At 71.2% G+C, this 23,655-nt stretch carries 18 protein-coding genes and 1 pseudogene; 6 read left to right on the forward strand and 13 right to left on the reverse strand.

Annotated elements, in window-relative coordinates:
• Nucleotides 1-2: 2 nt before the first annotated feature.
• From ACP4J0_RS27375 to ACP4J0_RS27400, 6 genes are all read right to left on the reverse strand, one after another.
• Nucleotides 3-1,064: an ABC transporter ATP-binding protein gene (locus ACP4J0_RS27375; RefSeq protein ID WP_426523751.1), complete on the reverse strand. Its 1,062-nt coding sequence runs from the start codon at nt 1,062-1,064 to the stop codon at nt 3-5.
• 14 nt (nt 1,065-1,078) lie between these two features.
• Nucleotides 1,079-2,056 (reverse strand): ABC transporter permease, encoded by a 978-nt coding sequence (locus ACP4J0_RS27380; protein WP_426523750.1) that lies wholly within the window; start codon nt 2,054-2,056, stop codon nt 1,079-1,081.
• Nucleotides 2,057-2,155: 99 nt separating this feature from the next.
• The gene (locus ACP4J0_RS27385; protein ID WP_426601386.1) at nt 2,156-3,952 is read right to left on the reverse strand and encodes an ABC transporter substrate-binding protein; all 1,797 of its coding nucleotides are present in this window, start codon (nt 3,950-3,952) and stop codon (nt 2,156-2,158) included.
• A 113-nt stretch (nt 3,953-4,065) separates the two neighbouring features.
• Nucleotides 4,066-5,109, reverse strand: a complete 1,044-nt coding sequence (locus tag ACP4J0_RS27390) for an ABC transporter permease (protein WP_426523748.1) — start codon at nt 5,107-5,109, stop codon at nt 4,066-4,068.
• Between the two features lie 723 nt (nt 5,110-5,832).
• Entirely contained in the window at nt 5,833-7,749 is a 1,917-nt protein-coding gene (typA, locus tag ACP4J0_RS27395) for a translational GTPase TypA (protein WP_426601387.1), read from the reverse strand.
• 429 nt (nt 7,750-8,178) lie between these two features.
• Nucleotides 8,179-10,527 carry an ABC transporter family substrate-binding protein gene (locus tag ACP4J0_RS27400; protein WP_426601388.1) on the reverse strand — a complete coding sequence of 783 codons (2,349 nt, stop codon included), beginning with the start codon at nt 10,525-10,527 and terminating at the stop codon, nt 8,179-8,181.
• A gap of 326 nt (nt 10,528-10,853) precedes the next feature.
• Between ACP4J0_RS27400 and ACP4J0_RS27405 the strand changes: the two genes are divergently transcribed.
• Genes ACP4J0_RS27405 through ACP4J0_RS27420 form a run of 4 tightly spaced genes read left to right on the forward strand, consistent with a single transcriptional unit; the run spans nt 10,854 to nt 14,776 of the window.
• Nucleotides 10,854-11,141 (forward strand): hypothetical protein, encoded by a 288-nt coding sequence (locus tag ACP4J0_RS27405; RefSeq protein WP_426601389.1) that lies wholly within the window; start codon nt 10,854-10,856, stop codon nt 11,139-11,141.
• Between the two features lie 49 nt (nt 11,142-11,190).
• Entirely contained in the window at nt 11,191-12,027 is an 837-nt protein-coding gene (locus tag ACP4J0_RS27410; protein ID WP_426601390.1) for a hypothetical protein, read from the forward strand.
• Nucleotides 12,027-14,009 (forward strand): fumarate reductase/succinate dehydrogenase flavoprotein subunit, encoded by a 1,983-nt coding sequence (locus tag ACP4J0_RS27415; RefSeq protein ID WP_426601391.1) that lies wholly within the window; start codon nt 12,027-12,029, stop codon nt 14,007-14,009. Before ACP4J0_RS27410 ends, ACP4J0_RS27415 begins: the two co-directional genes overlap by 1 nt.
• On the forward strand, nt 14,006-14,776 hold the full coding sequence (locus ACP4J0_RS27420) for a succinate dehydrogenase/fumarate reductase iron-sulfur subunit (RefSeq protein WP_426601392.1): 771 nt from the start codon (nt 14,006-14,008) through the stop codon (nt 14,774-14,776). The genes ACP4J0_RS27415 and ACP4J0_RS27420 overlap by 4 nt, the downstream gene beginning before the upstream one ends.
• A gap of 159 nt (nt 14,777-14,935) precedes the next feature.
• Here ACP4J0_RS27420 and ACP4J0_RS27425 read toward each other — a convergent pair.
• Nucleotides 14,936-15,067 (reverse strand): annotated as a pseudogene (locus ACP4J0_RS27425) (RNA-guided endonuclease TnpB family protein); the annotation flags it as partial.
• Between the two features lie 275 nt (nt 15,068-15,342).
• Between ACP4J0_RS27425 and ACP4J0_RS27430 the strand changes: the two are divergent.
• Nucleotides 15,343-15,468 carry a hypothetical protein gene (locus tag ACP4J0_RS27430; RefSeq protein ID WP_426601393.1) on the forward strand — a complete coding sequence of 42 codons (126 nt, stop codon included), beginning with the start codon at nt 15,343-15,345 and terminating at the stop codon, nt 15,466-15,468.
• Nucleotides 15,469-15,482: 14 nt separating this feature from the next.
• Here the strand turns inward: ACP4J0_RS27430 and ACP4J0_RS27435 are convergent, their stop codons facing one another.
• The 6 genes from ACP4J0_RS27435 to ACP4J0_RS27460 all read right to left on the reverse strand — a co-directional run bounded on the left by ACP4J0_RS27435 (nt 15,483) and on the right by ACP4J0_RS27460 (nt 22,129).
• Nucleotides 15,483-18,134 (reverse strand): SpoIIE family protein phosphatase, encoded by a 2,652-nt coding sequence (locus tag ACP4J0_RS27435; RefSeq protein WP_426601394.1) that lies wholly within the window; start codon nt 18,132-18,134, stop codon nt 15,483-15,485.
• 272 nt (nt 18,135-18,406) lie between these two features.
• Nucleotides 18,407-18,886 (reverse strand): ATP-binding protein, encoded by a 480-nt coding sequence (locus tag ACP4J0_RS27440; protein ID WP_426601395.1) that lies wholly within the window; start codon nt 18,884-18,886, stop codon nt 18,407-18,409.
• 80 nt (nt 18,887-18,966) lie between these two features.
• Complete coding sequence (locus ACP4J0_RS27445; protein ID WP_426601396.1) at nt 18,967-19,389, reverse strand: (deoxy)nucleoside triphosphate pyrophosphohydrolase; 423 nt, start codon at nt 19,387-19,389, stop codon at nt 18,967-18,969.
• Between the two features lie 46 nt (nt 19,390-19,435).
• Nucleotides 19,436-19,627, reverse strand: a complete 192-nt coding sequence (locus ACP4J0_RS27450) for an SPOR domain-containing protein (protein ID WP_426601397.1) — start codon at nt 19,625-19,627, stop codon at nt 19,436-19,438.
• A gap of 373 nt (nt 19,628-20,000) precedes the next feature.
• A complete protein-coding gene (locus ACP4J0_RS27455; protein ID WP_426601398.1) occupies nt 20,001-20,753 on the reverse strand; it encodes a GntR family transcriptional regulator in 753 nt (250 codons plus the stop codon).
• Between the two features lie 146 nt (nt 20,754-20,899).
• Nucleotides 20,900-22,129, reverse strand: a complete 1,230-nt coding sequence (locus ACP4J0_RS27460; protein WP_426601399.1) for a DUF4190 domain-containing protein — start codon at nt 22,127-22,129, stop codon at nt 20,900-20,902.
• 475 nt (nt 22,130-22,604) lie between these two features.
• Here ACP4J0_RS27460 and ACP4J0_RS27465 point away from each other — a divergent pair.
• Nucleotides 22,605-23,655: acyltransferase domain-containing protein (locus ACP4J0_RS27465; protein ID WP_426601400.1), on the forward strand; the 1,051-nt coding region annotated here is incomplete at its 3' end.

Here is a 23,655-nt window from a genome sequence, read left to right on the forward strand (position 1 = left end):
CCCTACCCCAGCCGGGGCTTGATCTCGTCGACGAAGATGGTCTGCTTCTGCTCCGCCGTCAGATGGCACGCCGAGGACCGGTCCGCGCCCAGCAGCGGCCGTTCGGTGACGCAGCGGTTGCCGCCGACCCGGTCCTGGAAGGTGCAGCGGGGGTGGAAACGGCAGCCGGACGGCGGGGTGAGCAGCGACGGCGGAGTGCCGGGGATCGGCGCGAGCGCGGCGCTGAGGTCGGAGTCCAGGCGCGGCATCGAGTTCAGCAGGCCCCACGTGTACGGGTGCCGGGGCGCCCTGAGCACCTGGTCGGTGCTGCCCCGCTCCACCGCGCTGCCCGCGTACATCACCATGATGTCGTCGGCCACGTCGGCGATGACACCGAGGTCGTGGGTGATGAAGACGATCGCCGAGCCGAACTCCTGCTGGAGGTCCTTGAGCAGGTCGAGGATCTGCGCCTGCACCGTCACGTCCAGCGCGGTCGTCGGCTCGTCGGCGATGAGCAGGTCGGGGTCGCAGACCAGCGCCATGGCGATCATCGCGCGCTGGCGCATACCGCCGGAGAACTGGTGCGGGTAGTCCTTGGCGCGCTGGGCCGGGTTGGGGATGCCGACCTTGCCCAGCATCTCCACCGCCCGGTTCCAGGCCTCCTGCTTGGAGGAGCCGGTGTGCTTGCGGTACGGCTCGGCGATCTGCCGGCCCACCGTGTAGTACGGGGACATCGCCGTCAGCGGGTCCTGGAAGATCATGGCGATCCGGTTGCCGCGCAGCTGTTCCAGTTCCCGCTCGGTGGCGGTGACGAGTTCCTTGCCGTCGAAGACGATCTCGCCGTCGACCGTGGTCGTCCGCGGGTTGTGCAGGCCCAGGATCGTCAGGTTGGTCACGGACTTGCCGGAGCCGGACTCGCCCACGATGCCCAGGGTCCGGCCCCGCTCGACGTCGAAGGAGAGACCGTCGACCGCCTTGACGACACCGTCCTCCGTGGCGAACCGCACGCTCAGGTCGCGGACCGACAGGAAGCCCTCGGGCCCCGTGGGCGGTGGCGCGCCCTCGGTCTTGGTCAGTGTGGTCACTCGATGCCCTCTTCCTAGGAAAGCCGGACGCGCGGGTCGATCCAGGCGTACGCGATGTCGACGAGGATGTTCAGCATCAGGATCATGAAGGCGCCGACCAGCATGACGCCCATGGTCAGCGGCAGGTCCTTGTTGACCGCGCCGTCCACGGCGAGCCGGCCGATGCCCTGCAGGGAGAAGGTCAGCTCGGTGACGACGGCGCCGCCGAGCAGGCTGCTGAGGTCGATGCCGAGGATGGTGACGATGGGGATGAGCGAGCCGCGCCAGGCGTAGCGGAAGAAGACGTACTTCTGCGACATGCCCTTGGCCCGGGCGGTGCGCACATGGTCCTCCGCCAGCTGCTCGACCAGCGAGGAGCGCGACATACGGGTGTACTGGGCGGTGAAGATGGTGGCCATCACGACCATCGGAATGGACAGGCCGACGAGCCAGCCGACCGGGTCCTCGGTGATGGGGACGTACTTGGGGTCCTCCATCACGCCCGTGCCGTAGACGAGGATCGCCAGGGCGATCGGGCCGAGGAAGTAGATCTGGAAGGAGCTGAGGACCATGGAGGCGCCGGTGGCCACCTTGTCGATGTGCGAGCCGCGCCGGAAGGCGGCGAGCATGCCCGTGCCGAGACCGACGATCAGGAAGACGATCGCGGCGCCGACGGTCAGCGACAGGGTGAGCGGGAAGCGGTCCTTGATGACGGTCCAGACCATTTCCCCCGAGTAGAAGGACTGCCCCAGGCACGGGGCGGCGCAGTGGCCCTCGGGGAAGTCCCGGCCCGTGACGATGCCGGACATGAAGTCCCAGAACTGCTGGGCGATCGGCAGGTTGAGGCCCAGGGCCTCGCGGATGTCTTCCAGTCTCGTGGCCGAGCAGTCCTTGCCGCAGGCCAGCGAGGCGTAGTCGGACGGGGCGGCGACGAAGAGGAAGAACGTCGCGGCACCGATCAGGAACAGGGTGACGAGGGCACCGACCGCGCGTCGGATGATGAACTGAAGCATGGCGGGATGGCTGCTCTCTGCGGAGGTGGTCGGGGATTTTCACGGAACCCTGGGGGTGCGCTCCGCCTGGTGCGCACCCCCGCAGTCAGCCGTAGAGAGTTACGACTTGAGGAACAGGCCGTTGACGTCGATGTAGCTGGCCTCGGTGCTGTAGCGCGCGCCGCCGATGTTCGAGCCGTAGAGCTGGAACGTCTTCGTGTACCACAGCGGAGCGGACGGGTTGATCTCCTCCAGGATGTAGCGGTGGGCTTCCTTCCAGGTCGCCGCGGCCTCGGTCGGCTCCTGGGTGAGCGCCTTCTTGATCAGGTCCTGGACCTTGGGGTCGTTCATGTGCGAGTAGTTCGGCGCACCGTCGGCGACCTGGTCACCGTCGTAGATCGGCGTGACGACCGTGCCCGGGGACGGCCAGTCCTGGCCCCAGCCGGTGATGTACATGTCGTACGGGTTCTTGAGCTTGCCGATCTGCTCGTAGAAGCTCGCCGCGTCGACCTCCTTGGAGACGACCTCCAGGCCGACCTTGCTCAGCGCGTCCTCGACGGCGACCTTGCGCTTCTGCCCCGCCTCGCTGTTGCGGTAGGCGAAGACGAGCTTCTTCTCCGCGGCGGGGACGTCCTTGAGGAGTTCCTTGGCCTTCTCGATGTTGCCGGACGGCGTCTTCAGCCGGCCGTACGGGTCGTAGTCGGCCTCGTAGCCCGGCAGGGTCGGGGCGAAGAGGTTGGGCGCGACGTCGCCGCCGTACGCGCCGCCCTCGCCGGCGATGAGCGACTTGGAGTTGATGGCGTGGGTGATGGCGTCGCGGACCGCCTTGTTCTTGATCCGGTCCAGGTTGAACGTCAGCGTCATGACGTAGGGCTGGTAGCCCTTGATCGTGCGCTTGTTGACGGCCGGGTCGCCGACGACGTCCTGGATCTGGGTGGCCTCGACACCGCCGGTCAGCTGGATGGCGTTCTTGGCCTCGCCCTGGTCGGCGATCAGGCGCTTGGTCTGGGTCGACTCCGTGACGCCGAAGTCGAAGTCGTAGCCGTCCAGGTACTGGTGGCGCACCGCGTCGGTCTTGGGGTCCCAGTTCTCGTTCTTGACGAGCTTCAGGGACTTGCCGACCTTGTACTCCGCGATCTTGTACGGGCCGGAGGCGACCGGGGCCTTGTCGTACTTCTCCTTGGTGTCGGTCTCCTCGGGCACGACCGTGTAGCCCGGCATGGCCAGCGTCTGCGGCAGGTCGGGGCGCGGGGTGTCGAAGTGGAAGACGACGGTCTTCTCGTCCGGCGTCTCCAGGACGGAGTCCGGCAGGTGCTTGTCGCCGTAGCCGCCGTCGGGCAGGGCGTCGCGGTACTTCGGGCCGCTCAGCCAGGTCTGCAGGTAGGTCGGGCCGTCGAAGATGAACTTCGCGTACTGGCGCTCGACGGTGTGCCGTATGTCGGCGGACGTGATCGGGTTGCCGTTCTGGTCCTTGACGCCGTCCTTGAGCGTGAACGTCCAGGTCTTGCCGCCGTCCGAGGACTTGCCGGAGTCGGTGGCGAGGTCGCCGACGACGGAGACGTTGCCCTTGCCGTCCTCCTGGAAGTTGGTCAGGCCGCGGAAGAGCAGGTTGGCGACCTGGCCGGCGTCGGAGACGTAGATCTGCCCGGGGTCCAGGTGGGACAGGCCCTGCTCCTGGTAGACCATGATGGTGCCGCCGGGCCTGGCGCCGGGGACGTCCTTGGCCGGCCCGGTGGACGCGGCGGCGTCGGCATAGGTGACCGCGTTGGACTGGACCTTGGCTTCCTTCTGGTCCTTCTTCGAGTCCTTGCCGGAGGTGCCACCGCCCTTGTTCTCCGAGCATCCGGTGAGGACCAGCGAGCCCGCCGCGAGCGCGACCATGACGGCGCGCGCAGTGCGAGAGTTGAACGACTTCATGAGGTGATGCACCTGCCTGTCGGGTTGTTGTCCACTGAGCACTGCTGTGCACTGCCTGACGCGGCCGGTGGGCCGGCGCGGGGGCGGCAGTCCCCCCACCCATGGACCCCCTCCTACCGTCCTGACTTGGGGTCGAGGGCGTCCCGCACGGAGTCTCCGAGGAGGTTGAAACACAGGACGAAGACGACCAGCGCGACGCCCGGGAAGAACATGAACGCCGGGTCCTGTTCGGCGACCTTGGCGCCGGTGGCGAACATCCGCCCCCAGTCGGGGGTCGGTTCGACGAAGCCGACACCGGCGAAGGAGAGGAACGCGATGCCGAGGATCGTGCTGGGGAGCAGGTACGTGAACTGGATCAGGATCGGCGAGACCACGTTCGGCAGGATCTCCTTGCGGATGATCCGCCAGGGCGAGGCGCCGGCGACCCGGGCGGCCTCGACGAACTCCCGCTCCCGCAGGGACAGCACGGTGGACCGCACCAGCCGGGCCATGCCCATCCAGCCGAGCAGCCACAGCACGATCAGGATGGCCAGCGCCCGGAAGTAGGTGGGCGTCTCGTCCCGCGGGTCCACGAAGAACGAGGTCACCACCGGCATGAAGGCGATGAAGAAGAGCTGCTGCGGGAAGGAGAGGAAGAAGTCGGTGAACCGGCCGAGGAAGTAGTCGGTCCGGCCTCCGAAGTAGCCGCCGACCAGGCCGATGAGGACACCGGTCAGCATCAGCAGCGTGGTGACGCCCAGCGCCATGTACAGCGAGGTGCGCATGCCGTACAGGAGCATGGTGAAGACGTCGCGGCCGAACTGCGGTTCCACGCCGAACCAGTGGTCCCCGGAGACGCCACCGAAGTAGCCGAGCGGCAGCCCGAACTCGTCGAGGACGGGAGTGTCGGTCGCGTACTCGGGATCCTGCCCGTACAGGGTGTACGGGTTCTTCCCGTACAGCTTGGCGATCACCGGCGCCAGCGCGGCGATCAGGAAGTAGCAGACCACGATCCAGGCGCAGACGACTCCGGTCCGGTCGCGCTTGAAGCGCAGCCACATCAACTGCCCGGGGGAACGGCCCTCGAGACCGCTGGTCCCGCTCTTCCGGGCCGGCTCCGGTGCGCCGTCGACGACGGCCGGCGTTCCGCCGCCCTCAATGTCGATTGGACTTGTCACAGTTCGCCCATTTCACAGGTGTGGGTGTGCCGAACCGGCGACCGGCGCAGGGTGTGCGCGATCGCGGAACGGATCATGGAGAAGCGTCGGGAAAGCCCGGGGAACGCGGGAAACCCGCAGCCGGACGCGCGTAGCCGGATGCCCGGACGTCAGCGGCCCGGTCCGCTCCTCAGAGCCGATCGCCGTCCGACGGGGCGAAGCGGGGGGCGACAGACCGTGTGACCCACCTGGTGTGCGTGACACCGCGCATGGGGCTCCTCCTCATGACTCCACGTGTTCACCGACAGGAGGGGGCGCACATCTGCCTTCCGACACCCCTGACGGAAGGTCAGACACCCCCTGGTGCTCGTGAGTCGGGCGCTGTCCCCACAGCGCGAGACCCATTGACCCGAGCGCTACGCGGCTAACTATCTGCCATGACCAGAAGGACCGACCACCGTCTTTAAATCTCAATTCAGTCACAGCTGAAAGGAAGATCTTCCAAAATCTGGACAAACTGTTCGGGACGAGAAGGCCGCGAAACGGACGTGTTACATGGCTATCGGGCGTCGATCTCCGTGTTTCGGACACCGGAGGGCCCTCGGAGGGCTCCCGGGGGCCCGCGGAAGGCTTCGGGCGGCTGTCCGGGTCCCGGAAAACCAGTTGAAAAAAGCCCGGGTGCCCCCATGATCGGGGGCACCCGGGCTCCGTTGTGCGCCGGACCGCGCGCAAGCGGCCGGTGGATCAGCCGTGCTTGGCGCGGCTCGCGGCGCGGGCGCGCTCGCGGGCGTCCAGGTTCACCTTGCGGATGCGAACGGCCTCCGGGGTCACCTCGACGCACTCGTCGTCGCGGCAGAACTCCAGCGACTGCTCCAGCGAGAGCTTGCGCGGCGGGACGATCGCCTCGAACGAGTCGGCCGAGGACGACCGCATGTTGGTGAGCTTCTTCTCCTTGGTGATGTTCACGTCCATGTCGTCGGCGCGAGAGTTCTCGCCGACGATCATGCCCTCGTACACCTCGGTGCCGGGCTCCGTGAAGAGCACGCCGCGCTCCTGGAGGTTCGTCATCGCGAACGCGGTGACGGCACCGGAGCGGTCGGCGACCAGCGAGCCGTTGTTACGGGTCGTGAGGGTGCCGAACCAGGGCTCGTGGCCCTCGTGGATGGAGTGGGCGATGCCGGTGCCGCGGGTCTGGGTCAGGAACTCGGTACGGAAGCCGATCAGACCGCGGGACGGAACCACGAACTCCATGCGGACCCAGCCCGAGCCGTGGTTGGACATGTTGTCCATCCGGCCCTTGCGCACGCCCATGAGCTGCGTGACCGCGCCCATGTGCTCCTCGGGCACGTCGATCGTCATGCGCTCGACGGGCTCGTACGTCTTGCCCTCGACCTGCTTGGTGACGACCTGCGGCTTGCCGATGGTCAGCTCGAAGCCCTCGCGGCGCATCTGCTCGACCAGGATGGCCAGCGCCAGCTCACCACGGCCCTGCACCTCCCAGGCGTCCGGACGCTCGGTGTCCAGGACGCGGAGCGAGACGTTGCCGATCAGCTCGCGGTCCAGGCGGTCCTTGACCTGGCGGGCGGTGACCTTGCGGTCCTTGACGACCGCCTTGTTGTCCGCGCCCTTGCCGGTGGCGCCGCGGCCGACCAGCGGGGAGGTGTTGGTGCCGATGGTCATGGAGATCGCGGGCTCGTCCACCGTGATCAGCGGCAGCGGTACCGGGTTCTCCTGGTCGGCCAGGGTCTCGCCGATCATGATGTCCGGGATACCGGCGACGGCGCAGATGTCACCGGGGCCGGCCTTCTCCGCGGGCTTGCGGGTGAGCGCCTCGGTCATCATCAGCTCGGAGATCCGCACGTTCTGCACGGACCCGTCGCGCTTCATCCAGGCGACCGTCTGCCCCTTCTTCAGCTCGCCCTGGTGGACGCGGAGCAGGGCGATACGGCCGAGGAAGTTGTCGGCGTCCAGGTTGGTCACGTGCGCCTGGAGCGGGGCGTCCTCGTCGTAGGTCGGGGCCGGGATGTAGTCCAGGATCGTCGAGAAGAACGGCTCCAGGCTGGTGGAGTCGGACGGGACCGTGCCGTCGTCGGGCTTGGTGAGGGAGGCGACGCCGTCCCGGCCGCACGCGTAGACGATCGGGAACTCGATCTGCTCCTCGTCGGCGTCCAGGTCGAGGAAGAGGTCGTACGTCTCGTTGACGACCTCGTCGATCCGGGCGTCCGGACGGTCCGTCTTGTTGATGCAGAGGATGATCGGCAGCCGCTGGCTGAGGGCCTTGCGCAGCACGAAGCGGGTCTGCGGCAGCGGGCCCTCGGAGGCGTCCACGAGCAGGACGACGCCGTCGACCATCGACAGACCGCGCTCGACCTCGCCACCGAAGTCGGCGTGGCCGGGGGTGTCGATGATGTTGATCGTGATCGGGTCCCCGCCGGCCTTCGGGTGGTACTTCACCGCGGTGTTCTTGGCGAGGATCGTGATGCCCTTCTCACGCTCCAGGTCGTTCGAGTCCATCATGCGGTCGTCGACGGAGTCGAGCTGGTGGGCGGCGAAGGCACCGGCCTGCTTCAGCATTCCGTCGACGATGGTGGTCTTGCCGTGGTCGACGTGGGCGACGATGGCGACGTTGCGGATGTCGTGACGCGTTGTAGACGCAGCCATATGAGGCGTACTCCCGGAGGGTGTGAGGTCGGCCCTCGCGTACGTCCTTGTCACGCGGGCCCGCCGGGCGGTACATGCCACGGCCTCACCCAATGGTACGGGGCCCCGGGGGCTGGGGCTTGCCAGGTGCTGTGCGCGCGGACCGGGGACACCGGGGCAGGACAGGTCCGGGCGGAGGTCAGGAGGGTGCGGGACGACCGGTCAGGCCGGTCAGGACGGTCCAGGTCAGCGCTCAGAACGGCCGGGACACCGGTCAGGACGGTCCCGGACAGCGCCCAGAACGGCCGGGACACCGGCCACGACAGCCCCAGACAGCCGCCCAGAACCACCGGGACACCGGCCACGACAGCCCCAGACAGCCGCCCAGAACCACCGGGACACCGGCCACGACAGCCCCAGACACCGCTCGGGACGGCGCCGGGACACCGGTCAGGGCGAGGGCGCCGTCGACGGGCGCGAGCCCCGGGCGCCCTTCTCCAGGAAGCCCATGTCCTCGTGCACCGGGGTCTCGAAACCGAAGGCGCCCGCGTTGGCGAGGTTCTTCCGGGCCGCCATGAGCTGGGGGCGCTGGTAGAGGGGGACGGAGCCGGCCGCCGCCCAGATCCGCGAGTCCGCCTTGCGCAGCAGGCCCCGGGCCTCCTTCCGGTCCAGCGTGGCCACGGCCTGGTCGAAGAGCTGGTCGACCTGGTCGGTGCCGACCCGGGTGTAGTTCTGCGCGACGTTCAGGGAGCCGTCGGCGGCCGGGACGGGCTTGGCGTAGATGGGGCGGGCGTCGGTGGCGGGGAAGGCGGTGGCGGGCCAGGAGTAGAGCGCGAGGTCGTACTCGCCGGAGGCGATGTGGTCCTTGAAGTAGCTCTTGTCCGGGACCTTGGTGATGTCGGTGCCGATACCGATCTCCTCCAGCATGTCCGAGATGCGGTCGGCCACGGTGCGCAGGGCCTCGGAGCCGGGGCCCGAGGGGAGCACGAAGTTCAGGGTGAGCGCCTTGCCGTCCTTCGCCAGCGGGGCCACCGCCGGGCCGGCCGGGGCGGCGGTGCCCTTGGGGGCGTAGGCGCCGGAGGCACCGCTCCGGGCGGTGTTCTTGCCGCTGCTGTGCTTCTCGCCGCGCTCCCGGCCCGTGCCGCCGTCCTTCTCGTCCTCCTCGTCGTCCGCGTTCTTGCCGTCCCCGCCGCCCTCCGCGCCGTTCTCCTTGTTGTCCTTGTCGTCCTTGTCGTTGTCCTTGTCGTTCTCGTTGTCCTTGTCGTTCTCGTTGTCCTCGCCGACGATGTACGTCCCCTCGTCGCCGCCCTCGGACTGCTGCTCGTCCTCGCCGCCCTCGCCGTCCTCGGACTTCTGGGCCCCGGCCGCCTCCTCGCCGTCCTCGGGCTTCCTCACCGGCCCGCCGGGCACCCACCCGGCGTCCGCGAGGAGCGCCCGCGCCTCCTTGACGTCCTGGTCGCCGAGCGCGCCGCTGCCGTCCGCGTAGACGGCCTGACCGGGCAGCGCCAGGTGGCTGCCCACGGGCTCGGCGGGCAGGCCCAGGGGCTTCAGCACCGCCTCCGCCAGCTTCTCGCGGTCCAGGGCGCGGGCTACGGCACGGCGGACGCGTTCGTCGGCGAGGGGCCCGTCGGAGCCGTTCAGGGCGAGCTGGGTGTAGGCGGGCTCCAGCGACTTGCGGACCTCGTAGCCGCTGAGGGCCTTCCGCCGGCGTTCGAACTTCGCCAGGGCCTCGCGCCGCTTCTCCCGGGCGAGGATCTCCTCCTCGGCGGCCTCCTCGTCGGAGCCGTGGGCGACCGCCCAGGACCGCAGCGCCTGAGCGGCGGACCCGGCCCGCGGGGCCCGGAACGGCGAGCCGCCCGACCCGGCGGCCGGAGTTCCCTCCGGCCCCATGAGCGGGGTGCCGGTGCCGGCGTCGCGGGGCGCGGCGGCCAGGGCGACCTGCTCGGCCGTGTCCGGGTCGATCTCGGCCAGGTCGAGCTTGCCGGCGACCAGCTCGGCGATCCGCTTGTCACGCGGCACGGCGCGCAGGACGATCCGGTTCAGTTTGGGCGGGTCGCCCCACCAGCGCGGATTGCGGGTGAGGACGATCTCGTCGTCCTGCGTGTCGACCTCGGCCGGGACGAAGGGGCCGGCGGTGATCTCCAGCTTGCGCCGCGCACCGTCGTTGAAGGCGTCGGGGGTGCCCGTGACACTCTTCGGGTACAGCGGCGTGAACAGGGACTGCCAGTCCGCGTAGGGCCGGCTGAAGGTGACCTGGACCTCCAGGTCCCCGGCACCGCGCTCGATCTTCTCGATGCGGTCGTAGCCGGCGTTGCGGGCGGTCCAGTAGGCGCTGTCCTTGCCCGACAGGGCGCGCCACTGGGCGGCGAAGTCGGCGGCGCCGATCTCCCGGCCGTCGCTCCAGACGGCCTGCTGGTTGAGCTTGTAGACGACGACCTGCTTGGGCTCGGTCTCGACGACCTCCGCCGACTCCAGGTAGTCCGGGTCGCGCACCGGGCGGCCGGTCCCGTCCATCCGGTACATCGAGGGCAGCACGGCCTGCGCGACGCGGGCCGTGGTGGCGTCGGCGTCGGACTGGAAGGTGTTCAGCGTGTCCGGTACGGAGTCCACGGCCCAGCGCAGGGTGCCGCCGTCGGAGATCCGGGCGCGGGCCGCGGAGGCGATGTCCTGCTCGGCGAGCGGCTTGCCCGACGGGTCCTCGGAGCTGCAGCCGGCCAGCGCGGGGACCGCGAGCACGCCCGCGGTGAGGAAGGCGACCGAGCGCATGACCGCGCGCGGTCCGACGCCGACGTGGGACATCTCTGCTACCTCCGGAAGGCCGCGGGCGTGATGGTCGCTTTGGGCGGCTTATGCCTTATATGCGGTATTGGAGTTGATCATTTGTATCCGGACGGGGATGCGGCCCACTGAAGGGGAAACGGTTCGGCGACGCCGGGAGACACGGCGGTGGCGGTCCGCAAGCCCACCCGTGCGGCCCAACGACCCCCGTGATGCGCCGACACGCCCCGGCCAATCGCCGCACATCCCTTCCCAGCGGCAGGTGTGACGCGCGACACTCTCAGGCGCATGAACGTCGCCACCCAAGGCCGGTCGCGTCCCGTGTCCGGCGGAAGTGAGGTCACGTCATGTCCGTGCACGACGACCTGGCATCGATCCAACGCAGTCTCGACGACCTGTCCCGGTCGGTGGCCCGGCTGGAGCAGCGACTGGGCGGCGGCGGCCTGGACGTCCGTCGGATCCGCACCGACGCCGACCATCTGCGCGAGAGCGTCGCGCTGCTGCGGGCGGCGGCCATACCCGACGCGCCCGCGCGTCCGGACCTCGTCACGATCCCCGACACGCCGTACGACGGCTCCCTGTGGACGGACTCGGACGACGAGGGACTCGGCGCCCGCGACCGCCGCGCCCCCTGAGGCCTCGGAACAGGCCATCCACCCCGACCCGACCGACCGGAGTCGCCCAGTGGCCACTGGTACGGAACGACCAGCCACCGAACCCCACCCCCGAGGCGCCGGCGTCCACACCCCGACGCGCGCCGCCATCCGCGCCCCGCACCTGCGCACCGACCGCTGGTGGCCGGCGCCGGCCGCCACCGCCGCCGGCCTGCTGGCCTTCGTGGTCTACTCGACCTGGCGGGCCTTCGCCAACACGGACTACTACGCGGCCCCCTACGTCTCGCCCTTCTACTCCCCCTGTCTGGCGGAGAACTGCGAGCCGATGCGCGGCGGGCCGAACTGGGAGCTGTTCGGCAGCTGGTGGGGCATCTCCCCCGCGATCATCATCCTGATCTTCCCGCTCGGCTTCCGCCTGACCTGCTACTACTACCGCAAGGCCTACTACCGGGCCTTCTGGGCGTCCCCGCCGGCCTGCGCGGTGGCCGAGCCGCACAAGAAGTACACCGGCGAGACCCGCTTCCCGCTCATCCTGCAGAACCTCCACCGGTACTTCTTCTACGCCGCGCTCCTGGTCGCGCTCATCCTCACCTACGACACCGTGCTCGCCTTCCGCGACGAGGACTACGGGTGGGGCCACATGGGGCTGGGCACCCTGGTCTTCCTCGCCAACATCGCGCTGATCTGGGCGTACACCCTCTCCTGCCACTCCTGTCGGCACATCGTCGGCGGCAAGCTCAAGCACTTCTCCCGGCACCCCGTGCGCTACCGGGCGTGGCAGCTGGTCGGCAGGCTCAACGCCCGGCACATGCAGCTCGCCTGGGCGTCGCTGGTGAGCGTGGCGCTCGCCGACTTCTACGTCTATCTCGTCGCTTCCGGTGCCTTCGACGATCCGAGGTTCTTCTGATGTCCGTGGTCGACCGGCAGGAATGGGACGTCGTCGTGGTGGGCGCGGGCGGCGCCGGGCTGCGCGCCGCGATCGAGGCCCGCGAGCGGGGCGCCCGTACGGCCGTGATCTGCAAGTCGCTGTTCGGCAAGGCGCACACCGTGATGGCCGAGGGCGGCATCGCGGCCGCCATGGGCAACGCCAACTCCGGCGACAACTGGCAGGTCCACTTCCGCGACACCATGCGCGGCGGGAAGTTCCTCAACCAGTGGCGGATGGCCGAACTGCACGCCCAGGAGGCCCCGCAGCGGGTGTGGGAGCTGGAAACGTGGGGCGCGCTGTTCGACCGTACGCAGGACGGCCGGATCTCCCAGCGCAACTTCGGCGGCCACGAGTACCCGCGCCTCGCGCACGTCGGCGACCGCACGGGCCTGGAGCTGATCCGCACCCTCCAGCAGAAGATCGTCTCGCTCCAGCAGGAGGACTTCGCGGAGACCGGCGACTACGAGTCCCGCCTCAGGGTCTTCCAGGAGTGCACGGTCACCCGGGTGCTCAAGGAGGGCGAGCGCAGCGGGGTGGGGGTCCCCCCGGCCGAAGGCCGGGGGAGGGTCTCGGGCGTCTTCGGCTACGAGCGGGAGACCGGCCGGTTCTTCGTGCTGGAGGCGCCCGCGGTGGTGATCGCCACCGGCGGCATCGGCAAGTCCTTCAAGGTGACGTCGAACTCGTGGGAGTACACCGGGGACGGCCACGCCCTGGCGCTGCTGGCCGGGGCGCCGCTGCTGAACATGGAGTTCGTGCAGTTCCACCCGACGGGCATGGTCTGGCCCCCGTCGGTGAAAGGCATCCTCGTCACGGAGTCGGTGCGCGGCGACGGCGGGGTGCTCAGGAACTCGGACGGCAAGCGGTTCATGTTCGACTACGTGCCCGACGTCTTCAAGGACAAGTACGCGGTGACGGAGGAGGAGGCCGACCGCTGGTACGACGACCCGGACCACAACCGGCGGCCGCCCGAACTCCTCCCCCGGGACGAGGTCGCGCGCGCGATCAACGCCGAGGTGAAGGAGGGCCGGGGCTCCCCGCACGGCGGTGTCTTCCTCGACGTCTCGACCCGGATGCCCGCCGAGGCGATCAAGCGCCGGCTGCCCTCCATGTACCACCAGTTCAAGGAGCTGGCCGACGTCGACATCACGGCCGAGCCGATGGAGGTCGGGCCCACCTGCCACTACGTGATGGGCGGCATCGCCGTCGACTCCGACACGGCCGCCGCGCGGCGGGTACCGGGGCTGTTCGCGGCCGGTGAGGTGGCCGGGGGCATGCACGGCTCCAACCGGCTCGGCGGCAACTCGCTGTCCGACCTGCTGGTGTTCGGCCGGCGGGCGGGCTGGCACGCCGCCGAGTACGCGGCGAAGCGGGCGTCCGGAGCGCGGCCCCGGGTGGACGACGCGCAGGTCGACGCCGCCGCCGCGGAGGCGCTGCGGCCGTTCTCCGCCGAGGCGGAGGACGGGCAGCCCGCCGACGGCCCGCCGGAGAACCCGTACACCCTCCACCAGGAGCTCCAGCAGACGATGAACGACCTGGTCGGCATCATCCGCCGCGAGCCGGAGATGAAACAGGCCCTGGAGAAGCTCGCGGAGCTGCGGCTACGGGCCCGCCGGGCCGGCGTGGAGGGGCACCGGCAGTTCAACCCGGGCTGGCACCTCGCCCTGGACCTGCGCAACATGCTGCTGGTCAGCGAGTGCGTGGCGCGGTCGGCTCTGGAGCGCACCGAATCGCGCGGCGGACACACCCGCGAGGACCACGCGGCGATGGACCGCGCCTGGCGCGGCGTCAACCTGCTGTGCGCCCTGACCGATCCCACGGGGAGCCTCGCGGCCACCGACCCGGCGCGCGGCCGGATCGCGCTCACCCGCGAGCGGACCGAGCCCGTCCGTCCCGACCTGCTCGCCCTCTTCGAGAAGGACGAGCTGGCCAAGTACCTCGCGGAAGAGGAGCTGTCCGAATGAGCGGCTACGAGGCCCGCTTCAGGGTGTGGCGCGGCGACGTGGAGGGCGGTGGGCTGGAGGCCTTCCGTGTCGAGGTGAACGACGGCGAGGTGGTCCTCGACATCATCCACCGCCTCCAGGCCACCCAGGCGCCCGATCTCGCCGTGCGCTGGAACTGCAAGGCGGGCAAGTGCGGTTCGTGCTCGGCGGAGATCAACGGGCGTCCGCGGCTGCTGTGCATGACCCGGATGTCCGTCTTCACCCGCGAGGAGACGATCACCGTCACGCCCCTGCGGGCCTTCCCGGTCATCCGCGACCTGGTGACGGACGTCGGCTTCAACTACACCAAGGCGCGCGAGATCCCGGCCTTCGTCCCGCCCTCCGACCTCGGCCCCGGCGAGTACCGGATGACGCAGGAGGACGTGGACCGCTCGCAGGAGTTCCGCAAGTGCATCGAGTGCTTCCTGTGCCAGGACACCTGCCATGTCGTCCGTGACCACGAGGAGAACAAGCCGGCCTTCGCGGGCCCGCGGTTCCTGATGCGCGTCGCCGAACTGGACATGCACCCGCTGGACGCGGCCGGCGACACCGGCCTGGACCGCGGTCGCACGGCCCAGGACGAGCACGGCCTCGGCTACTGCAACATCACCAAGTGCTGCACGGAGGTCTGCCCCGAAGGCATCAGGATCACCGACAACGCGCTGATCCCGTTGAAGGAACGGGCCGTGGACCGCAAGTACGACCCGCTGGTGTGGCTGGGGTCGAAGATCAGGCGCCGGTCGTCCTAGCGGACCCAGTCCTCCCGGTACTCCTTCCGGTTCGTCTCCGTCACCGCGAAGTCGATGTACGGGGCGACACCGAAGAGCTCCCGGTCGGCGTCCGTCCGGGAGAGGCCGAGGCGGACGCCGCGGACGGCGGCGGTGACGGCGACGGCGACGGCGACGGCGACGGACAGTCCTGCCCGCCCTGCGACCGCGTCTTCCGGCGGCCGGGACCTCCACGAAGACGTGGCCGGTCCGGTACAGGTGCAGGATGTTCCGGGCCGCGTTCCAGTCGGCGTTTCCCGTCCATCCGCCGTCCCGGTGGGGTGTCCCCGCCGTCGGCGGCCGGCGGGCCGGTGGTCGTCGGGTCCGTGGATGTCGGGTCCGTGTCCGGGTCCGTATGCGGCTCCGTGTGGTCCACGGCGTTCCCCTCCCTGTCGACCGTCCCCGGTCGCGGTGGCTCGTTCGTGCTCGTAGGCTCCGAAGGTGATGCCATGCGTCAGCCGGGACCGGGCGTGGCCGGTGTTGCCGGTGTTGCCGGCGCGGACGACTCGAAGCGGTGTTCCGGTTGCGGTCGGGAGCGCGGCGCCGTGATGTCCGCCGATCTGGTGCCGCCCCTGGTCACCGCGGGGGCGGCCCTGCTGCTGGCCGGATACGGCCGGGTGCGCCGGGTCCGGCGGGCCCGGACCCGTACGACACCGGGCCGCCCCGGGAGGTGACGCCGGGGCGCCCGTCAGAACAGGCTGAGCAGGGCCTCCGCGGGGTCCGTCAGCTGGGTGTCGGCGCCCGGCAGGGGCAGTTCGAACCAGACCGTCTTGCCGCGCGGCGTGCGGCGCGAGCCCCAGGCGGCGCTGAGCAGGCCCACCAGTTGCAGGCCGCGGCCGCCCTCGTCGGTGTCGCGGGCGCGGCGCCGGCGGGGCTGGACCAGACCGGAGTCCCAGACCTCGCAGACCAGGGTGCGGTCGAGCAGGAGGCGGAGTCTGATCTCGCCCTCGCCGTACCTCAGGGCGTTGGTGACCAGTTCGCTGACGAGGAGTTCCGTCGTGTCGACCAGCGGTTCCAGGTCCCAGTCGAGCAGCCGGGCGCGGGCCAGCTCGCGGGCCCGGCCGACGCTGCGCGGCTCGCGCGGCAGGGTCCAGTCGCCGACGGACTCGCTGGGCAGGCCCTGGACGCGGGCCATCAGCAGGGCGATGTCGTCCTCGGCGTGGTGGCTGTCGAGGGTGCTGAGGACCTGGTCGCAGACGTCCTCCAGGTCCCGGTGGGTGCCGGCGCGCGGCGCGGTCGTCGCGGAGGGGCGGCCGGGCGACGGGGCGGGCGGGTCGGTGAGCGCCCCCACGAAGGCGTGGAGGCCCTCGTCGAGGGGGTGGTCGCGGCTTTCGACCAGGCCGTCCGTGTAGAGGGCGAGCAGGGAGCCTTCGGGCAGCTCGACCTGCACCTCCTCGAAGGGCTCCCCGCCGACGCCGAGCGGCAGGCCCGGCGGCACGTCCAGCATCAGCGCGGGCTCGCCTGGCTCGACCAGTACGGGGGGCAGGTGGCCCGCGTTGGCGAAGGTGCAGCGCCTGGTCACCGCGTCGTAGACGGCGTAGACGCAGGTCGCCAGGTAGACCTCGGAGAGGTCCGCCTCGCGGGGGCGGCGGGCGGCCCGGGTCGCCTGCTGGACGCCTCCGGGGGCGCCGAGGCCGCGGGCGATCTCGTCCAGCTGGGAGAGCACCTCGGCCGGTTCGATGTCGAGCCCGGCCAGGGTGCGGACGGCCGTGCGGAGCTCGCCCATCGCGACGGCGGCGCGCAGGCCGCGGCCCATGACGTCGCCGACGACCAACGCGGTGCGGTGTCCGGGCAACTGGATGACGTCGAACCAGTCGCCGCCGACCTCGCTGGGCCGGCCGGTGGCCGCGTTGCCGGGCAGGTAGCGGCAGGCGATGTCGAGGCCGGATGCCTCGGGGTCGCCGGGCGGGAGCAGGGAGCGCTGCAGTATCAGCGCGCGCTCGTGCTCGCGCCGGTAGAGGCGGGCGTTGTCGATGCAGACGGCGGCCCGCGCGGCCAGTTCCACGGCGAGGTCGCGGTCGCGGTCCCCGAACGGTTCGCTGCCCTTGGTCCGGGCGAACTGCGCGAGTCCGACGACCGTGTCGTGGGCGACCATCGGCACGGCGAGCGTGGACTGCACGAGGCCGCCGTCCTCGGCGGGGACAGTGCGCGGGCGGGCGGTGCGCAGGGCGTCGGCGCAGGGCGAGTTGAACGGGTAGTGGTGGACGGCGCCGAGCTTGACCCGCTCGCCGGTGCCGTGGAACGGCACGTCGGAGACGGCGCTGGAGAAGGCGACGCGGCGCAGCTCCGCGCTGCCGTCGGCGAGGCCCGGCGGGGTCTCGTCGCCCACCAGCAGGCCCTGGTAGAGGTCGACGGTGGCCAGGTCGCAGAAGCCGGGGACGACGACGTCGAGGAGTTCGCGGGCGGTGGTCTCCAGGTCGAGGGAGTTGCCGATGCGGGCGCCCGCCTCGTTGAGGAGGGCGAGGTTGCGCCGGGCGGCGGCGGCCTCGCGGGCGGCCTCGCGGCGGGCGGTGATGTCGGTGCCGAGCCAGGCGACGCCGATGGGGCGGCCGGAACCGCTGTGCACGCGGTAGAGGTTGACGGACCAGTGGCGGCGTTCCTCGGTGCCCGGTGCGAAGCCGGTGACGTGCATGTCGGTGATGGATTCGCCGGTCTCCAGCACCCGGCGCAGGGTCGCGGAGACCCGGTCGCCCTCGGCGCGCGGCAGGTAGTCGTGGACGCCCTTGCCGCGGTGGTCGTCGGGCGTGCCGCCGAAGACGGAGGCGAACCGCTGGTTGGCTCGGCGCACCCGCAGCTCGGGGTCGATGAGCAGGAAACCGAACGGAGACTGGCCGAATATGGCCTGCGAGGCGGCGAGGTCGGTCTCGATGCTGCGCAGGACGCGGACGTCGACGACGATGCAGACGGCGGCCTTCTCCCCGTCCTCCGTGCGGGTCGGCATGACGTAGACCTCGGCGAGCCCGCGCTGTCCGCGCCGGTGGTGCCCGCCTTCGGCGCCGTCGTCCGGCACGCGGAAGGGGACCACGCCGGTCCATTCCCGTCCGTCGAGGATCTCGGCCATCTTGCGCTGGCCCCGCTCGCGCAGGTCCGGGTCGACGAAGGCCTCGATGGGGTCGGTGCCCACGGCGTGTTCGGCCCGGATGCCGAGCAGCTGCTCCGCGCGCAGGCTCCACTGGTCGACGAGCCCGTCGGGGCCGATGGAGAAGGACGCGACCTTGATGTAGTCGTAGATGGAGCCGGGCGGGCTGCTCTGCCACACCGCGTCACCGAACGGCGCGCCGCCGGACGCGCCGTCCGACGGGCCCTCGGGCCCCGAGGCCCTCGCTGGTATCTCGCTCACGCGAACCGTCCCCTCCAGCTCACCGCGTCCGGCACCGGTCACCGGGAGCGGCTGCCCGCAGTATCCAGCACTACGGCGCCGCACGACACGGTGTTCACGATCACAGCACGGTCCCGATGGTTTTCGGTCCGGACCGTGACAACACTTCCAGTCTTCTAACCAGCGGACACGGCATCGAATCACGTAGTTCGACAACTGCCACTGGCCTGAACCGGTTGACCGGCGGGACGGGGTCCGATGTCAGGACATTTCAGCACGGCGGGAACGCTGTGTCACCAGCCGCCCGGTCCTTCCGGTACCGCGAGTTCGAACCACACCGTCTTGCCCACCTCTCCGGGCCGGGTCCCCCAGCGGCTCGCGGAGGAGGCCACCAGTTGCAGGCCCCGGCCGCCCTCGTCGCCGGGGCGGGCGACGCGCTCGCGCGGCGGGTCCGGGAGCGGGTCGGAGACCTCCACCAGCAGGACGCCGTCCGGCCCGGCGGGGCGGCGCACCAGGCGGACGCCGATGGGGCCGGTCGCGTGCCGGAGGGCGTTGGTGACCAACTCGCTGACCAGCAGGGCGGCGATGTCGCCGAGGCTGTCGAGGCCCCAGCCGCGCAGCGTGCGGCGGACCAGGGAGCGGGCGGTCCGCACGGCGTCCGGCGCCGCGGGGAAGACCCATTCGGCACAGCCGCCTTCGCTGTCGATCACGCCGATCACTTCCCCGGCCGACACCCCCACCCATGTCCGATTTCGTGGGGTTAATGGGCCCATACCCGATATGGGGGGCCGGGTATCGCGAGGGAGGGCGCACTGTGGCACCAACGGCGTACGGGGCGCTCGCGCCGTCCGGCTCACGCGCCGCGTGCGTCCGTCGCCTCCAGTCCCAGGTGGGCGAGCGCCCGCTCGACGGCCGGCACGTCCTGGTCGAGCCAGGGCACGTCCCAGATCTCGTCGGGAGCGAGCCAGCGCAGGGCGTCGTGGTCCTCGAGGGGTTCGGGGGCGGCGGAGCCGGGGAGCAGACGTGCGGTCCACACGTGCAGGACGAACGGGGTCCTCAGCGGCCACTGCCCCGGGACGCGCTCACCGGGTTCGGCCGTCACGCCCAGCTCCTCGCGCAGTTCGCGCACGAGGGCCGCCTCGGGCGTCTCGCCCGTCTCCACCTTGCCGCCGGGCAGCTCCCACCGTCCGGCCAGTTCGGCCGGTGCGCTGCGGCGCGCGGCGAGCAGGCGCCCGCCGTCGACCAGTGCGGCACCCACCACGATCCGTTCCGTCATGCGCCGGAGCCTACGCGGGTGGCGCCGGCCGGTCCCGCCGGTGCGGTCAGTCCGCCGCGCCGGTTCCGTTCGCGCCGAGCTTCTCGATCCAGTAGAGCTGCTTGTGGCCGCGTCCGTCGAGGGTGTCCGCGATCCGCTGGGCCTCGGCCCGGGTCGCGTACCTGCCCACTCGGTAGCGATTGCCGTTGTCGTCCTGCCGGAAGACCAGCCAGGGAAGAGTGACCGTGCCGTCGTTCATCGCGCCCCTCCACTTCCCGTCCACGGCCCGCGCCGTGCCCCGCCCGCCAAGGAAACCCCAGTCCGCATATGCCGGAGCCTACGCCTAACCTTTACGCAGCGAACACGGCTTTGCACAAAGAGGTACGCAACCAGCCAGAACGGCAGGGGCGCACGATGCGGAACGCGCCGCCTCCGCAGGCCGGTGCTTCTGGTCGGAGGCATGCCGGGAACGTGGGGGCGACCTGCGGGAACGACCGGATTCCGATGCCCGCGCGCACGACGGCGCGGGGAGCGGACACCGGTGCGAGCACGGGAAAGGGGCGCGAGAGGCGCACTGAGGGCGTGCGCCATCTCACACCACCGGGGAGGCATGAACTCCCGTAGCAGCGCCGCTACTTGACGGGCAGGTGGTACGCCGCCCGGTACCGGTCGGCGGGGACGACCACGTCGGCGGTCTCGACCGCCCGCCCCGAGGCGTAGAACGTGCGCTGGATGTCCAGGACCACGTGCCCCGGGACGCCGCCCAGGGCGAGCAGTTCCTCGGCGAGGCCGGGGCGGGCGCCGACCTCCTCGGTGACGTTGTCGACGACGACGTCGATGGCGGCCATCCGCTCCACGACGCCCATACCGCCGAGCGGCCCCTCCTCCGGCAGCATCACCGGTGTGCGGCCGGTGAGGTCCAGCGGCTCCCAGGAGGTGGAGAGCATCATGGCCTCGCCGCCCTCCCGGAAGACGTACCGCGTGCACATCACACGGTCCCCGGGCTTGATCCCGAGCCGCTCGGCGACGGCGCCGCTCGCCTCGGCCTGCTCACTGCGCGACTCCCACGTGCCGCGCACCTCGCCGTCGGCCTGCTCCTGCCGGAAGGGGGTGGCGCCGCCGGCCGGCCGGAAGCCGGAGCGGGCGATGCGCCGGGGCACGGGCCGTTCGCGGACGTACGTCCCGGAGCCGGAGCGGCCCTCGACCAGCCCCTCGGCCATCAGCACCTTGCGCGCCTCCAGGGCGACGGTGTCCGAGACGCCGTACTCCTCGCGGATCCGCGCCTGGGACGGGAGGCGGGTGTGGGGCGGCAGCAGGCCGTCGGTGATCTTCTTGCGGAGATCGCCCGCGACACGCAGATAAGCCGGCTGCTCACCGAAAGTCACTGGCCGCTCCCATCAGGTTGTACAGACAGCGACAGCGTGGCAACCGCAGGTTGTGCCAGGCAAGCAAAGGCCAGAGAATCACTCAATGTGATGACTTATGTGTGGGAAGGCTTTACGCAGGCGTTTTCTCCCCTCCACGGCCGTCGTCACACCTCCCGGCCGGGCGCCTCCCCGGCACCGCCGCCGTCCTCCTCGTACACCGGCGGGGTCGTGTCCAGCCCCAGAGCCTTGCGGGCGGTGACCGTCGACTCGGCCTCGACGAGTCCGAAGCCGTTGTCGAGGTGCTCGTAGTACGTGTCGGCGTCGGCGGCCTCGGCCGCCCGGTCCCATTCCCGCTGTGCCGCCTCCAGATCCGCGACCAGGCCGGCGACCGGCCGCTCGGCGGCGGCGGGCCAGCTGTGCCCGCGCAGCATCCCGGTCTCCCGGTCGAGCGCCGTCGACATCCGCGCCGCCCAGGACCGGTATGCCGCGAGGTCCTCCTCGACGGTCTCCGCCACCGGCATCTCGTCCATGGCGAGGTGGAGCTGGAGCTCCGCCGCCAGGTAGGCGTGCTGGTCCGGGTCGAGCCGCGTGGCGTCGTTGCGCAGCGAACCGGTCAGCGTGCCCCGCTCGTCCGTGTTCCCGAACAGGCAGGTGATCTCCCGGTCGCCCGTGCGCCAGCTCTGCGAGGTCGGTGTCAGGTGGTACACGTCCACGTCGGCCGGCAGGGCCCATCGATCCATGGCGTAGGTGTCCTGGAGGGCGTAGCACCGCTCGTCGGCGGCGCGGGCGACCTCCCCCTCGCCGGGGAAGGCTCCGCCCGGCAGCTCGAAGGAGGCGAACACCTCACCGTCGTGCTCCTCCTCGCAGGGCACCTCGTCGATGTCGTACGTCACCCCCTGCAGGGAACCGCTGGGGGTGGTGAAGCACTGGCCCGTCGAGAGCGCGTGCGCCGTGCCCCCGCCCCTCGCGGCGTCCCGCAAGCCGTCCCAGAAGTCGCCGGCGGCGCCCGTGGAGAGGAACACCACCCACAGGGCCAGCCCCACGGAGGACAGCACGGAACCGGCCACGGCGAACCCCTTGCCCCGCTCGCCCCGCTTCCTGATCCGGGCCAGCGCGATCAGCCCCAGCACGAGCCCGACCGCCGGCACCAAGCAGAACACGCCCAGCACGAACGCGGCTATGGCGACACCGTTGACGGGTGGCTGCCGGGGGTGGGTCCCGAAGGGCTGCCCCCAGGCGCCCGGGTAGGGCTGGTGCGGCGGGTACGGCCCCTGCTGCGGGTACGGCCCGTGGTACGGCCCTTGCGGCTGGTACGACCCCTGCGGGTGCTGTCCCGGCGGGAACTGGCCCTGGGGATGGGGCCCTTGGGGGTCGGGCGGCGGCGGTGTGGACACGTGTACCGTGCTCCTGTTTCGGGCGATGACGCGAACGCGCCGCGGGACTGGGGGTTCGGGGCCGGGCCCGACGGGCGGCCGGCCGGTCACAGAGCGCATGCTAAGCGCGCGTCGGACGGGGGCGGTATGCGGGTGACGGACGCTTTCTCACCGTGCACCGGCACACGCGCCCGGTCCTCGCGGCGGGCTGGGTCACCGACCCGGAGCCGTACCGCGAGCCCGGCAGCGGTTGCTGAACGGGACGGACAGCGGGACGGACAGCGGGACGGGCAACGGACAGCAGCCCGCCGCCGGGGCCGGTTCTCCAGGGCTTCTCCACCTCAGCGCTATCCGCTGCCGCGACCCTCCTGAGCGGAGCGCTCCGTCATCGGCGCGCTCCGCACCGCGCACTCCGCAGAGAGAAGGGACCTATGGCGATGACAGCCACCGACGCAGCGACCCCGGCGACCGTGGAGACCCGCGGGGGCGAGGTCCGGTGAGCGCCGTCACGGAACGGGAGTCCGCCGGCCCGCCGGTGGTCGTGCTGCTGCCGGGCCAGGGCTCGCAGTACCCGGGCATGCTGCGCGGGCTGTACGGAACCGAGCCGGTGTTCACCCGGGTGCTGGACGAGGTTCTCGGGCGGCTCGGCGAGGAGGGTGCCCGGGTCAGGGCGGACTGGCTCGGCGACAATCCGGCCGTCCCGCTGGACGACGTGCGGCGCGCGCAGCCCCTGCTGTTCGGCCTGGACGTGGCGCTGGGCACGCTGCTCGCCTCGTGGGGGGTGCGGCCGGCCGCATACCTGGGGCACAGCGCCGGTGAGTACGCGGCCGCCGTGCTCGCCGGGATCATGAGCCTGGACGACGCCGTGGACGTACTCGCCGCGCGGGTGGAGTCCCTGGCCGGGGCGCCGCCCGGCGGCATGGTCGCGGTGGCGGCGAGCGCGGCCCAGGTCGCCGGGCGGCTCACCCCCCGGGTCGTGGTGGCCGCCGTGAACGCGCCCACCCAGGTCATGCTGGCCGGCCCCGACCCGGACCTGGGCGAGGTCACCGACCGGCTCACCGAGGACGGCACGCCCTGGATGCCGGCCAAGGCCACCACCGGGTTCCACAGCCCCTCGGTGGCGGACGCCTGCGCGGCGACCGTACCCGCCTACCGGCGGATCTCCCTGCGCCTGCCGCACACCCCGGTGGTGTCCGGGTACACCGGGCGGGAGCTGGGCGAACCCCTCGTGCGCGACCCGCGGTTCTGGGCCATGCAGCCCTCCCGGCCGGTGCACTTCGGCGCGGCGCTCGGTCATCTCCTCGGTACGGGCGGCCCGCTGGGACCCGGACCGTTCCTGCTGGTGGAGGCCGGACCCGGCCAGGGGCTGTCGGCGATCGCCCGCCGCCACCCCGCCGTCACCCGGGGCGGTGCCGCGGTCGTGCCGCTCTCCGCGGCGCGGGCGGGTGCGGAGCACGACCGCGCCCAGCTGGCCGAGAGAACGGAAGAGCGTCGTGTAGCGAAAGAGTGTAGTATGGCGTGGAGAACTCCATGGGCTCCGTATCAGA

It is taken from the genome of Streptomyces sp. WG7 (genome assembly GCF_049975785.1).
Lineage (GTDB): Bacteria > Actinomycetota > Actinomycetes > Streptomycetales > Streptomycetaceae > Streptomyces.